Origin of the sequence: Fulvivirga ligni, assembly GCF_021389935.1 — a bacterium.
In the GTDB taxonomy this organism is placed as follows: Bacteria; Bacteroidota; Bacteroidia; order Cytophagales; family Cyclobacteriaceae; genus Fulvivirga; species Fulvivirga ligni.
Window position 1 is genome coordinate 2,958,252 of record NZ_CP089979.1, and the last position, 12,791, is coordinate 2,971,042.

Consider the following 12,791-nt stretch of genomic DNA (forward strand, 5'->3'; position numbering starts at 1 on the left):
AACCAAAAGTAAGAGAGGCAGCTTCTTCGGAGGCTGCCTCTTTTTTTGTTTTATCGTTATTCGAAAATTACAGGCATAAAAAAAAGAGGCTTCAAAAACTGAAGCCTCTCTTTATGCTTATGGACGTATTTTGATTACATCATTCCTGGCATTCCACCACCACCTGGCATTGCAGGAGCATGATCAGCCTCAGGGATGTCAGCTACTACAGCTTCAGTAGTAAGTAATAATCCTGCGATAGAAGAAGCATTTTCTAATGCCAATCTTGTCACTTTTGTAGGATCAATTACACCAGCTTTGATTAAGTTTTCGTATTTGTTGTCTCTTGCGTTGTAACCGAAGTCATCTTTACCTTCTCTGATCTTCTGAACGATCACAGAACCTTCCTGACCAGCGTTAGTAACGATAGTTCTCAAAGGAGCTTCGATAGCAAGTCTGATAATATTTACACCAGTAGCCTGATCTTCATTGTCAGTAGCAACATTTTCTAGAGCATCGATAGCTCTGATAAGTGCAACACCACCACCAGCAACTACACCTTCTTGTACAGCAGCTCTTGTAGCGTGTAGAGCATCATCAACTCTATCCTTGATCTCTTTCATTTCTACTTCAGTAGCAGCACCTACATAAAGGATAGCTACACCACCAGAAAGCTTAGCAAGTCTTTCCTGAAGTTTTTCTTTATCGTAATCAGAAGTAGTAGACTCAATTTGAGCTTTGATCTGATTAACTCTTGCATTGATATCATCTTTGTTACCAGCACCGTTAACGATGGTAGTATTATCTTTATCAATGTTTACTTTCTCAGCAGTACCTAAGTACTCTAGAGTAGCAGCCTCTAATTTGTAACCTCTTTCTTCAGAAATCACAGTACCACCAGTAAGGATAGCGATATCTTCAAGCATAGCTTTTCTTCTATCACCAAATCCTGGAGCTTTAACAGCAGCAATTTTCAGAGCACCTCTGATTTTGTTTACTACTAGTGTAGCAAGAGCTTCACCATCTACATCTTCAGCTATGATTAATAAAGGCTTTCCTGTTTGAGCAGCAGCTTCAAGAATAGGAAGTAATTCCTTCATTGCAGAAATTTTCTTATCATAGATAAGGATGTAAGGGTTATCTAACTCTGCTTCCATTTTCTCAGTGTTAGTAACGAAGTAAGGAGAAAGGTATCCTCTGTCAAACTGCATACCTTCTACAGTTTTTACTTCAGTTTCAGTACCTTTTGCTTCTTCAACAGTGATTACACCGTCTTTACCTACTTTATCCATTGCATCAGCAATCATTTTACCGATCTCAGCATCGTTATTTGCAGAGATAGTACCTACCTGAGCAATCTCGTTAGAAGAGTCGATAGTTTTTGATTGTTGCTTAAGGTTTTCAACCACTGCAGTTACAGCTTTGTCTATACCTCTCTTAAGGTCCATAGGGTTAGCGCCAGCAGCTACGTTTTTAATTCCGTGACCGAAAATAGCCTGAGCTAATACTGTAGCAGTAGTAGTACCATCACCAGCATCATCAGCAGTTTTAGAAGCTACTTCTTTTACAAGTTGAGCTCCCATGTTTTCGATTGGATCTTCTAATTCTATGTCTTTCGCAACAGATACACCATCTTTAGTAACTGTAGGAGCACCAAATTTTTTGTCAAGGATTACGTTTCTTCCTTTTGGTCCTAATGTTACTTTAACAGCGTTAGAAAGAGCGTCAACACCCTTCTTTAGCTTTTCTCTTGCGTCAGTATTAAATAATATTTCCTTAGCCATAATTCTAAATGTTTTTATTAATGTCGGTTAGTCGAATAGATTAAACGATTGCAAATATGTCAGATTCTCTCATGATAAGATACTCCTTACCGTCTACTGTAATTTCTGTACCTGCATACTTACCATAAAGAACTTCATCACCTTCTTTAACAGTTAAAGGCTCATCTTTTTTGCCTGTACCTACTGCAATTACTCTACCTTTTTGAGGCTTTTCTTTAGCAGTATCAGGTATGATAATACCAGAAGCTGTCTTTTCTTCAGCAGCAGCAGCTTCTACAAGAACTCTGTCTGCTAGAGGTTTGATATTCACTTGTGACATTTTTGTTATAGGTTTTAATTAAAATTTTAATTCAAATTGCTGCTATGCCTTATTGCACCTTTTATGCCAAGTCTATAGTCCTGACATAAGTTGACATTTTTGCAGTTTTCGGGCTCCAAAACCTGACACGGGTGTTTTAGTATGACAATATTACTCTTGATATGACATGGCATAATGGCAGGGTCTTGCCTCGTTTTGCAATTTTTACTACATTATATGTTTTAATAGTCTGTCATATGGAGAGTTTAAGTACTAATTGGTTCAGTGAAGGGCTCATAGATTATGAGTATAAGAAGTATATTTTACTAGCTTATTTGAAGCATGTAAGGGAGTCTTTCGATCAGCATAAACTGTATCCTTTTCTTTCTGATTTAGTTTCTCACTATAATAATCTGGTCGAGTTTAGAGATAATCAGAGGCAGCTGGAAGATCATCTTTCCAGAGAGCTGCAAGGTATAGATTATAAGAAATTAGAGCTCATATATAAGAAGGTAAAAGAAGATGATGATCTATTCAATCAGATCAAGGAAATCATCGATTTCTCACTGCCTCGTTTAAAATCATCAGTAGAGGAGGGGAAGGAAGTTTATGAGTTAGTGGAGGAAAACTGTGAGTTGCTACCCATTGGTCTTATGCCTCTTTATACTGATGAAGGCTACATGTTTGTGGCCAACAGTGGTAAGAGCACAAATATATATAGGTATGAATTGAAGGCAATAGAAACTAGTACAGCTAAATATAGAGCTCTGAATACTCAGTTTGTGGAGGCTGTGCAGAAGGGGTGGGGCACTACCTATGAGAATATAAAAGTAAGCCTGGCTAGAAGGTTTAAGGATTTGCCTAATCCTGCTACCTTTTTATTTCAGAGTAAAATGAAGTTTCCTTATAACTCTACCATTGAGCCTATAGCCAAAAGGCTTCTGGTCAGGTATATTTCGAAGGCATAAAAAAAGGCGGTCAAATTAATTTGACCGCCTTTTTCGAATGTTTTATAAATTATTCTGCTGTATCGCTTTCAGTAGAAATATCTTCTAGAGAACCTGCATCTTCAGAACCTTCTGCTGGAAGTAAACCTTCGTCATCAGCATCAGTACCTATAGTTGGTAAAGAAGTAGCTCCTTGCTCGTTAGCTCTTTCTCTAAACTCATCTACAGGACCAGTTTGGTTCTTAAATAAGAATGTAGTAGATAAAGTAAGTATAATGATACCTATGGCAAATCCCCAGGTTAATTTTTCTAATAAATCTCCTGTTTTCTTCACACCAATCATATTGCTGGCTCCGGCACCACCAAACTGGCTAGATAGTCCGCCGCCTTTAGAATCTTGTGCCAAGATGATTAAAACAAGTAAAATAGAAGCTAGTATTATTAAGCTTAAAACGAATATTTCCATTATCTCACCCTATTATTTTTGCAAATCTTTAATTTGAGTCGCAAAGTACGACTTTTTTTGTGGAAACTTCCAAATTAATTTTTTATAAATATCAATCGCCTTATCTTTTTTGCCTTGGCTGATTAATATTTTAGCTAAATTTTCTGAAACAAGATCATCATTAAAATGAGTGCTATTTTCAGAAAGATCTTCCTGTGGTTCTGAAGAGGCCTTGGGTTTTGCCTTAATCTTTGGCTCTGCTGATATAAACTGCTCAATTAGCTTATTCTGTTCTTCTTGAGGTGTTCTCTCTGCGGATATCGTCTTATCTTCGGAGGTCGATTTCTTTTTAGTGGTAGTCTTTTTTGTTTTAGTGGTAGCCTTCGGCTTAGTCTCTTTTTTGGCTAGAGCCGCCTTCTTTTTTGTAGCCGTTTTAGCGCTAGCAGTAGTAGACTTAGCTTTTTTAGGAGTAGCTTTTGTTTCTGCTGCGGTAGTTTTCTTCGTCGTTTTTCTAACAGCTTTACGTTTTACTACCTTCTTTTCAGGGTGTTCTGCTTCCCACTCCAGATAAGACTCCTTACTTTTCTTTAAGGCCTCAAGATCACCTAAAACTTTGTCTCTTAATTCATCAGATACACTGTCTTCATTAGAATAGGTAGCCGTGAATCTTTCTTTTTCAGTAACTACCACCGCCGGTTCATGCTCTTCTGCTGCAATAGATTCAGGCTCTGAAACTATTGGCTGCTCAGGTATAACTGGTTGAGATTGAATAACATGTTTTAAGATGGCACGGTCTGTAGCGTACATAGCAGCATAGTTCAACGTCTGGCCAGCAATGCTGGTTTTGGCGTCGTGATTTGCCTTCGCAATGAGCGTATGTAATATCTGGCTGTAGGGGTAGGCTTTAACTATCTCATGTAGTTTGTTCCTATCCTCTTCAGAAATATTATTATAATTTTTGACAATTTTAATAAACTTCTGTTTGTTCAAAGCTGCTGATTTAGATGAAATTAAATTCAAAGTTAGTCAGTAAAAATATATTAAAAATTACCAATTGGCAACCGAGGCATTGAATATATCCAAAATTATCTGATCGAAGATCTCGTCTAACAGCTGTGCCTCTATGGCTGTCAGGTTCTGATCACTGTCAAAATCTTTGTAAAAAGAGAAGCTTTTGTTCTCAAAATCAAACTGATCATCGGTGGTGTTGGCATATGTTACCTGCACAGTAATAGTTAACCTGGTAAGTGCTGAGGTGTTACCTCCAAAGGCATCATTATTATTTGCAGTAGGGGCAATTGGCGATAATCTATAACCTGTAATAGACCCCTCTAATTGCAATTCTCCTTCTTCTTCCACCAAGCCAAGGTTAGTGTTAGATAGGTAATAATCCTTTAGTTTATTGGTAAACGTCTGTGACATATCGGGAGGCCCACCTTCAGCGTCATTATAGAACTGCTGAATGGAAATGGTTTCTGCCGTAATGGCCACACCGGTAAATGAATACACACCACAACCAGTTAGTATTATGGCAGTTATCAAAAAAATGAAAACGGAGTTTAGTTTAAAGATCCTCAAGCTCGTATTGTTTGATTTTTCTATACAAAGTTCGTTCCGAAATACCGAGGTCCTTTGCAGCGTATTTTCTTTTATTGTTATTTTTCATTAAAGCCTTGATAATCAACTCTTTTTCCTTTTTTTCAATGGAAAGAGACTCGTCATCTTCAGTTTCATGAGCTATGTCCTGAATTTCCTGAGAATCATCTTCATAATGGTTTGACTGTTCTGAATTGATATTAAGCAAAACAGGCTCTTCCGTAATATGATTAGTATGGGTAAGGTTGTTATTATCAAGATCTTCAAACAGTTCGCTGTGATTCTCAATGATCTGATGAGCTGAACCTTCATTCTGCAACGCTTCTAACACGAACTTTTTTAATTCGTTCATGTCTTTTTTCATATCAAACAGCACCTTATATAATAGGTCTCTTTCTGATATTCCCTGGTCATTACTTGCGTCTCGGTAAAGAGCTGGTAATGAGTTCCTTTCTGAAGGAAGATACTTTTGAAGTGTTTCTCTATCTATAACCTTATCGTCAGTAGAGAGTACTGATATCTGCTCAGTTAGGTTTTTAAGCTGTCTGATGTTTCCTGGAAAGCGATATTGGAGAAGGCTCTCTTTAGCATCATCAGTAAGCGTAATGGGCTTTACTTTGTATTTTTCGGCAAAATCAGTGGCGAATTTCCTGAAAAGCAAGTCTATATCATTACCACGATCTCTCAAAGGTGGCACATAAATAGGTATGGTGCTTAAACGATAATAAAGGTCTTCTCTGAATTTACCTTCATCCACATATTTCATCAGATTCACGTTAGTAGCAGCTACCACACGAACATCCGTTTTCTGAACTTTGGAAGACCCCACCTTAATGAATTCTCCATTTTCCAGCACTCTGAGTAATCTTGCCTGAGTACCAATGGGCATTTCACCAATTTCGTCAAGGAAAATGGTTCCGCCATTAGTTACTTCAAAGTAACCTTTTCTGGCTTCGTGGGCACCTGTAAATGACCCTTTTTCATGTCCAAAAAGCTCTGAGTCGATAGTTCCTTCCGGAATAGATCCACAGTTAATGGCAATGAACTGATTATGTTTTCTAGGGCTTAGGTGGTGGATGATTTTGCTGAAAGACTCCTTACCACTACCGCTCTCTCCGGTTATGAGCACTGACATGTCTGTAGGAGCCACTTGCATAGCTACTCTCAGCGCATGATTAAGCAAGGAAGAATTCCCTATAATGCCAAACCGTTGTTTTATACTTTGGATTTCAGAATCAATCATCTAGTCAACTATTTTACCAAATAACGTTGCAGGCGAACAATCGTCTACTAAAACATCTACATATTGTCCTTTTTGGTAATGTTTTTTAGGGAATATCACCACTTTATTAGCGGTGTTTCTTCCTTGTAGATCTTCATCTGAGCGTTTAGAAAAGCCTTCTATGAGTACTCTGTGAACCTTTCCGAGATCTCTTTTATTTCTTGCAAAAGCGTGCTCTTGCTGTTTAGCTATTATCTCGCTTAGTCTGCGTTTTTTTACGTCAAGAGGTATATCATCTTCAAATTTTTTGGCAGCCAGGGTTCCTGGTCGTTCACTGTAGAAGAACATATAGCTGAAGTCATATTTCACATAATCCATTAAGGTTAATGTTTCTTTATGCTCTTCTTCGGTTTCAGTGCAAAAACCGGCAATCATATCTGAAGAAATACCGCAGTCTTCACCTATAATTGTGCGAATGGCATCCACTCTCTCCATATACCATTCTCTGGTGTATGTCCTGTTCATCAACTCTAATACGCGGCTATTACCACTTTGTGCTGGCAGGTGAATGTAGTTACAGATGTTTTCATACTTATTCATGGTATGAAGCACCTCATCTGTTATATCTTTAGGGTGTGAAGTAGAGAACCTTACTCTTAGTTCTGGGCTCACTTTGGCCACCATTTCTAAAAGGTTGGCGAAGTTGATGATTTCAGTAACATCAGATTTCTCTAATCTGGCTTTATTATTTATTTCTTCACTCCATTTATAAGAGTCAACGTTTTGGCCTAGCAAGGTCACTTCTTTGTAGCCTTTGTCAAAAAGATCTTGAGCTTCAGCTACAATAGAATGCGGATCACGGCTTCTCTCTCGGCCTCTGGTAAATGGCACTACACAGAATGAGCACATGTTATCACAACCTCTCATAATTGAGATGAAAGCTGTAACGCCATTGCTATTTAACCTTACCGGGCTAATATCTGCATAAGTTTCTTCTCTGGAAAGGAAGGTGTTAACGGCTTTTTGACCATTGTCAACAGTTTGCACTAGATTAGGGAGATCTCTGTAAGCGTCCGGTCCTACTACTAAATCCACTATTTTCTCCTCTTCAAGAAGCTTATCCTTTAAACGCTCAGCCATACAGCCAAGTACACCTATCATCATTTCCGGACGGCTTTTCTTTACTTTATTAAACTGAGATAGTCTTTTTCTTACGGTTTGCTCAGCTTTTTCTCTAATGGAACAGGTATTTAAAAATACCACGTCAGCTTCATTGAAATCAGAAGTGGTATCAAAACCCTCTTTTTTCATGATAGAAGATACAATCTCACTATCAGCAAAATTCATTTGACAGCCATAACTCTCTATATAAACCTTTCGCTCCTTGCCGGTATCTTCTGTTTCAGACACCTTAAAAGTTTCACAAGCCTCTGCGGTCTGATCACTGTCTTTTATGATGTCTATATCTGCTATCACATTGTCCATTTTACGCTCAATTTAAATTGAGCAGCAAAGTTAACAATAAGCACTTAAAGTGACATAATGTCAGTAATTATTTTCCTTTGATTGTTGGTTGGCCGAGGATTTCTAAAAGAGCTTTGGCTTTTAAGAGGCACTCATCATATTCCTTCTCAGCAATGGCATCATAGGTGATGGCGCTTCCTACCTCAAAGGTAAGTGTCTGGCTGTTGGCATTATAAAGAAGGCTTCTAATCACTACGTTGAAATCGAAATCACCATTAGGAGTAATGTAACCCACGGCACCGGAGTACAGACCGCGTTTATTATTTTCGTACTGCTCTATCAGTTGCATTACCTTAACCTTCGGTGCACCTGTCATGCTGCCCATGGGGAAAGCATTTTTTATAGCGTCCACGAAATGAACCTCTGGCTTTATTGAGGAGGTGACAGTGGAAATCATTTGGTGCAGCTGGTTGAAAGTGTAGATGCCGAAAAGTTCCTCTGGCTTTACAGTGCCTGATATTGAGCTTCGGGCTAAATCATTACGAACCAGATCCACAATCATCATATTCTCAGCTAGCTCTTTTTTGTCATTTCTAAGTTGATGCTTGATATCTTCATCTTCTTCAAAAGAATGACCTCTTTTGGCAGTGCCTTTTATGGGTTGAGATACGAGTAAATTGCCCTCTTTCTTTAAGAACCTTTCGGGGCTGGCGCAAATGAGGTGGTTATCATTAAATCTATAGAAAGCTGAAAATGGAGTAGGGGACAACCTTTTTAATTCATGATAAGCTGCTAACGGTTTGAACCCCTGATGTTGAGCCCTGAAGTCAATGCAATAATTGATTTCATATATGTCACCTTCAACGATATGATCTTTCAGCTTTTCCACCTTATATATATACTCATCTCTACTAGTGCCAGCCGTAATCTCCGCAATGTGATTGTTAGCGGTTTTACTGATGTGAGTGGTTTCTATAAAATGAATGAGTTCAATAGGATCATTGTAGCTACTCAGCTCAACTGATTTGTCGCTCCAGGTGATGATGGTTTCAGGTATGAAAAATTCAATGTCTGGAAATTCTAGCCTGTCTACATTACTACTTGAAAGTTGTTCGGTGTGGTTTTTTAAGTCATAAGCTAAATGACCAAATAGCCAGTCTTTATGCTTGCCGTGGAAATTTTTAAGATCTTCAAAGGCATCATTTCCTGAGGTAAAAACCTTTTTGGTTCCGAATGCTAATATATTTTTAAAGCCCTGATGCGGAAATTTTATATGGCAGTGATCATAGAAGGCACAGTGATCATGAGTTGCACCATATGCCAGTGCTTTTTCAATAAAAGCGTCAATATTATTAGGAGTGTATGTGTGCTGTTGCCTCAAATATTCGGAATCCTTATAAAAAATAAAACCGATCCAAAATTAATTGAATCGGTTTAAGATTTTTCTATTCAGGCTATAAATTACATAGCAGCAGCTTCAGAAGCTGAAATGTCAAAAGAAACATTCACAGTATTGTAAATGAATTTATCTTTTGCTTTATCAACGGCTGTAGCTTCATCTCCGTAAGATAGACCCCACTGAGTTCTGTCAATGTTGAATTTAGCTTTTGCTTCTAGCTTATCACCTTCCATGCTTACTTGAGCTGGGAATGATACGCTTAAAGTTTTTCCTCTCATAGTAAGGTTTCCAGTTACTTTGTGAGTAGGAGAAGCTACCATAAATTCTTTAGCATTAGCAGGCTTGTACTCAGAGTCATATTCTTTTTTCACTTTTACTGAATCCTCTTTGCTGTAAGGCTCTACAGAAGTGATTACAAACTCAGCAGAAGGGTAGTTTTCAGTATCAAAGAAAACATCTGATTTTAAGTGAGCAACAAGTTTACCTTGCATATCTTCATCAGACTTTAAATCTTCGTTCTTAATGTTAGCAACATCTAAAGTAATAGTACCGCCTACGATATTTCCACCTTCAACAGCAATATTACCTTGGCTAATAGGAATAGTACCATCATGCTTACCGGTAGGCTTGCTACCAATCCACGCTACTGAGCTTTCCTCAGTGTTTACAGTATAGTCTTGAGAAGCTTCTACTTGTTCTACATCTTTGGCTTCAGAAACTTCAGCATCAGTTCCTTCTTTTTTCTGACCACATGAGGCCAAAATACCAGCTGATATTAAGAAAATAAATAAGCTGTTTTTCTTCATTTCTAATGGTTTTAGTTTGGTTATTTGTATTGTTTCAGTTTAAACTAATATACTACAAAAGTATTAATTTAACTAAATATGCAATACTTGTTTAAACATTAAATTATGGCAATAATAAAAAAAATAAGAGGTTTTTCACCGCAAATGGGTAAAGATTGTTTTTTGGCTGATAACGCAGTAGTGGTGGGTGAGGTTACGATGGGTGACAACTGTACGGTTTGGTTTAACGCAGTGGTGAGAGGTGATGTAAATTCGATCATTATAGGTAATGATACTAATATACAAGATGGCGCCATTATACATTGTACTTATGAAAAAGCGAAGACGGTAATAGGTAACAAGGTATCTATTGCTCATGGAGCTATTGTTCATGGTTGTACTATAGAAGATAATGTGCTAATAGGAATGGGTGCAGTAATCATGGATGATGCCGTGGTTAAAACCGGATCAGTTATAGCCGCAGGTGCCATTGTACTACCTGGTACAATAGTGGAAGAGGGAAACGTTTATGCGGGTATTCCGGCCAAAAAGGTGAAGGATACAGGAGCCCATATGAAAGAGGTGATAGAGCGTACGGCAAGGAACTATCCGATGTACGCAAAATGGTATAATTAAAAATTTTTTAATATAAAAATGCACTCACGGAAGAGGGGTATTTAATTCTTACAAAGGCTGTTAAAGGGAAGGAAAGATTGTGAAATTTTATGCTTGTTATTATTCAGAATTTCTTTTAATTTATATTACGAGTCTTTAAATAAATAATGATAATAGTTTTTTATGGGCCACTTAAATAAAGGATATGATGAGCAGGTACTGCAAGAGTACCTGGAAAAGATGAGGAAAGCAGGTACCAATCATGTGGTGGTAGAGTCAGATGACAATTCTGATGAGTATGTTAATTTTTACTTTGTGGGTAAGTATGAAGGTAGAGATGTTATTTATGATGCCGTTCTTTACACTTTACGCTTACATCATAACAGTGAACTGTATGAAATAGCAGAGCATAGAGCTGCTAAGCATTTTCCTGAATTTAAAAGTATTAAGTACGAGGAAGATGAAAACGGAGATCTTGAAGTTTTAGATCCTTTAGAGGAAGAAATTGGCCTTTTTATGGCAGAGGTAATTACCGAGCTTGAAGAAGAGGGCGAAATCAGGGTGAAAGAGCATGTGGAGCTAGATCCAAATGTGAATTTCGGAGTGGGGTTAGATGCTGGCCTTAACGTGGATAAAATTTCAAAGGATGTTATCACCAAGTTTGTGAAGAGCTATAATGAAGATAGTTTAAAACTTGATGACACCCTTTATGCTTTTCAAACAGAAGATGAAGAGCTTGTAAAATAATCATGTCAATGTATGGAAAAGTCAGGGGTTAAACTTAGAAGAAGTATATATTATACCCTGGCTTTTGTTGCATTTATATGGATCATTAAGATCATAGAATATACCTTTCATTATAATTTCGGAGATTACGGCATCTTGCCCAGAACGCTCAGTGGTTCCATTGGCATTTTTACCGCTCCACTTATACATGGTGATGTTTTTCACCTTCTTTCTAATACCTTCCCGCTGATAACCTTAGGTGTAGGTATATTTTATTTCTATGATAAAATAGCCCCAACAGTATTGCTTCTCATCTATTTGATGACTGGCTTTTGGGTTTGGGTGGCAGCCAGAGAAGCTTATCACATAGGAGCCAGCGGCCTGGTGTATGGCATGCTGACTTTTCTTTTATTCAGCGGTTTTCTTAAAAAAGATACCAAGTCATTAGCCTTATCATTTATAGTATTACTGCTTTACGGAGGATCTTTCTTTACAGGGATCATTCCGGGGGATCATACTGTAAGTTGGGAGTCACACCTCATGGGTGCTTTAGCAGGGCTTTTTTGCGCGGTTTATTTTAGAAATTATACCATCGACGGGAAGGTTAAAAAGACAACTTTAAAAAGAGCAGAGTCTCAATATATATATCATTATACAGATGAAGATATCAAATCTGAAAATGATGATGAGGAGCCACCTTCCTCAAATATAATTTATACTGTAAATTCTCCTTTTAAATAGTTCATCCGAGCAAAATCTGCACGATCTGAAAATGAAGATTAGCAATTCTCTATAATCTTTATTTTATTTGCCGACTAATTTTAAATTAAAAAGTTAATAAGGTGAAAAATCTATCTTTAGTGCTTAATGTCATTCTGATCATTGCGGTTGGTGTGTTATATGTATTACATTTTAATACAGATCACAGTGAAGAAACGAAAGAAGCGGGAATTTTGCAGGCATCAGAATATTCGGTTGCTTATATTAACTCAGATTCTTTAGTGAAGAACTATGAGCTTTTCCAAAAGAAGCAAGAAGAGTTAACTGCAAAGTCTGAGAAGTTGCAAAAAGAATATCAAGCAAGAGCAGAAGGCTTACAGAAAGAAGTGAATGATTATCAGAGAAATGTGAATAACCTAACTATCGGTCAGGCGAAAGCAGTGGAAGAAAATCTGATGAAGAAGCAACAAAATTTGAGAATGTACCAGGAAGGTCTATCTCAGCAGATTATGCAAGATCAGTCTAAAATGAATGAAGAGATTTATACCAAGATTTCTGGTTTCTTAAAAGACTATAGCAGCAAAAGAGGATTAGAGCTTGTGGTTCAATATACTCCTGGTAGTGATATTCTTTATGCTAATGACAGCATGAACATCACAACTAATGTAATAAAAGGATTGAATGAAGCATATAATGCTGAGCTTAATGCACCTAAAGTAGCTGAGACTGACTCTGTTAGCGCTGAGTAATCGGTATATAAAAGTATAAAAAAAGCCCGTCCTTATAAAGGATGGGCTTTTTTTATACAAAT

The 12,791-nt window shown here is 37.5% G+C and carries 14 protein-coding genes; 5 read left to right on the forward strand and 9 right to left on the reverse strand.

From position 1 onward, the window contains the following. Nucleotides 1-134: 134 nt before the first annotated feature. Nucleotides 135-1,763, reverse strand: a complete 1,629-nt coding sequence (gene groL, locus LVD16_RS12620; protein WP_233774305.1) for a chaperonin GroEL — start codon at nucleotides 1,761-1,763, stop codon at nucleotides 135-137. 40 nt (nucleotides 1,764-1,803) lie between these two features. Further along, nucleotides 1,804-2,082, reverse strand: a complete 279-nt coding sequence (locus LVD16_RS12625) for a co-chaperone GroES (protein ID WP_233774306.1) — start codon at nucleotides 2,080-2,082, stop codon at nucleotides 1,804-1,806. A gap of 236 nt (nucleotides 2,083-2,318) precedes the next feature. On the opposite strand from LVD16_RS12625, the gene LVD16_RS12630 reads away from it, so the two are divergent. Continuing rightward, nucleotides 2,319-3,029: a hypothetical protein gene (locus LVD16_RS12630; RefSeq protein ID WP_233774307.1), complete on the forward strand. Its 711-nt coding sequence runs from the start codon at nucleotides 2,319-2,321 to the stop codon at nucleotides 3,027-3,029. Nucleotides 3,030-3,078: 49 nt separating this feature from the next. Here the strand turns inward: LVD16_RS12630 and secG are convergent, their stop codons facing one another. The 7 genes from secG to LVD16_RS12665 all read right to left on the reverse strand — a co-directional run bounded on the left by secG (nucleotide 3,079) and on the right by LVD16_RS12665 (nucleotide 9,940). Further along, nucleotides 3,079-3,474, reverse strand: coding sequence for a preprotein translocase subunit SecG (gene secG / locus LVD16_RS12635; protein ID WP_233774308.1), 396 nt, complete (start codon nucleotides 3,472-3,474; stop codon nucleotides 3,079-3,081). Nucleotides 3,475-3,486: 12 nt separating this feature from the next. Beyond that, complete coding sequence (locus LVD16_RS12640) at nucleotides 3,487-4,443, reverse strand: DUF8458 domain-containing protein (RefSeq protein WP_233774309.1); 957 nt, start codon at nucleotides 4,441-4,443, stop codon at nucleotides 3,487-3,489. A gap of 57 nt (nucleotides 4,444-4,500) precedes the next feature. After that, nucleotides 4,501-4,995, reverse strand: a complete 495-nt coding sequence (gene lptE, locus LVD16_RS12645) for an LPS assembly lipoprotein LptE (RefSeq protein WP_233774310.1) — start codon at nucleotides 4,993-4,995, stop codon at nucleotides 4,501-4,503. A 22-nt stretch (nucleotides 4,996-5,017) separates the two neighbouring features. Next, on the reverse strand, nucleotides 5,018-6,292 hold the full coding sequence (locus LVD16_RS12650; protein WP_233774311.1) for a sigma-54 interaction domain-containing protein: 1,275 nt from the start codon (nucleotides 6,290-6,292) through the stop codon (nucleotides 5,018-5,020). Beyond that, on the reverse strand, nucleotides 6,293-7,756 hold the full coding sequence (miaB, locus tag LVD16_RS12655; protein WP_233774312.1) for a tRNA (N6-isopentenyl adenosine(37)-C2)-methylthiotransferase MiaB: 1,464 nt from the start codon (nucleotides 7,754-7,756) through the stop codon (nucleotides 6,293-6,295). 67 nt (nucleotides 7,757-7,823) lie between these two features. Continuing rightward, the gene (locus tag LVD16_RS12660) at nucleotides 7,824-9,116 is read right to left on the reverse strand and encodes an anthranilate synthase component I family protein (RefSeq protein WP_233774313.1); all 1,293 of its coding nucleotides are present in this window, start codon (nucleotides 9,114-9,116) and stop codon (nucleotides 7,824-7,826) included. Between the two features lie 80 nt (nucleotides 9,117-9,196). Further along, nucleotides 9,197-9,940, reverse strand: a complete 744-nt coding sequence (locus LVD16_RS12665; protein WP_233774314.1) for a YceI family protein — start codon at nucleotides 9,938-9,940, stop codon at nucleotides 9,197-9,199. A gap of 105 nt (nucleotides 9,941-10,045) precedes the next feature. On the opposite strand from LVD16_RS12665, the gene LVD16_RS12670 reads away from it, so the two are divergent. From LVD16_RS12670 to LVD16_RS12685, 4 genes are all read left to right on the forward strand, one after another. Then, nucleotides 10,046-10,555, forward strand: coding sequence for a gamma carbonic anhydrase family protein (locus LVD16_RS12670; protein ID WP_233774315.1), 510 nt, complete (start codon nucleotides 10,046-10,048; stop codon nucleotides 10,553-10,555). A 162-nt stretch (nucleotides 10,556-10,717) separates the two neighbouring features. Further along, the gene (locus LVD16_RS12675; RefSeq protein ID WP_233774316.1) at nucleotides 10,718-11,281 is read left to right on the forward strand and encodes a hypothetical protein; all 564 of its coding nucleotides are present in this window, start codon (nucleotides 10,718-10,720) and stop codon (nucleotides 11,279-11,281) included. A 12-nt stretch (nucleotides 11,282-11,293) separates the two neighbouring features. Further along, complete coding sequence (locus LVD16_RS12680) at nucleotides 11,294-12,001, forward strand: rhomboid family intramembrane serine protease (protein WP_233774317.1); 708 nt, start codon at nucleotides 11,294-11,296, stop codon at nucleotides 11,999-12,001. 101 nt (nucleotides 12,002-12,102) lie between these two features. Continuing rightward, on the forward strand, nucleotides 12,103-12,729 hold the full coding sequence (locus LVD16_RS12685; RefSeq protein ID WP_233774318.1) for an OmpH/Skp family outer membrane protein: 627 nt from the start codon (nucleotides 12,103-12,105) through the stop codon (nucleotides 12,727-12,729). The last annotated feature ends 62 nt before the right edge of the window (nucleotides 12,730-12,791 follow it).

Bases quoted from the DNA above. Each gene is read 5' to 3' on its own strand.
- secG (WP_233774308.1), bottom strand. From the start codon at position 3,474: ATGGAAATATTCGTTTTAAGCTTAATAATACTAGCTTCTATTTTACTT.
- miaB (WP_233774312.1), bottom strand. From the start codon at position 7,756: ATGGACAATGTGATAGCAGATATAGACATCATAAAAGACAGTGATCAG.
- groL (WP_233774305.1), bottom strand. From the start codon at position 1,763: ATGGCTAAGGAAATATTATTTAATACTGACGCAAGAGAAAAGCTAAAG.
- LVD16_RS12665 (WP_233774314.1), bottom strand. From the start codon at position 9,940: ATGAAGAAAAACAGCTTATTTATTTTCTTAATATCAGCTGGTATTTTG.
- LVD16_RS12630 (WP_233774307.1), top strand. From the start codon at position 2,319: ATGGAGAGTTTAAGTACTAATTGGTTCAGTGAAGGGCTCATAGATTAT.
- LVD16_RS12680 (WP_233774317.1), top strand. From the start codon at position 11,294: ATGGAAAAGTCAGGGGTTAAACTTAGAAGAAGTATATATTATACCCTG.
- LVD16_RS12625 (WP_233774306.1), bottom strand. From the start codon at position 2,082: ATGTCACAAGTGAATATCAAACCTCTAGCAGACAGAGTTCTTGTAGAA.
- LVD16_RS12675 (WP_233774316.1), top strand. From the start codon at position 10,718: ATGGGCCACTTAAATAAAGGATATGATGAGCAGGTACTGCAAGAGTAC.
- LVD16_RS12650 (WP_233774311.1), bottom strand. From the start codon at position 6,292: ATGATTGATTCTGAAATCCAAAGTATAAAACAACGGTTTGGCATTATA.
- LVD16_RS12670 (WP_233774315.1), top strand. From the start codon at position 10,046: ATGGCAATAATAAAAAAAATAAGAGGTTTTTCACCGCAAATGGGTAAA.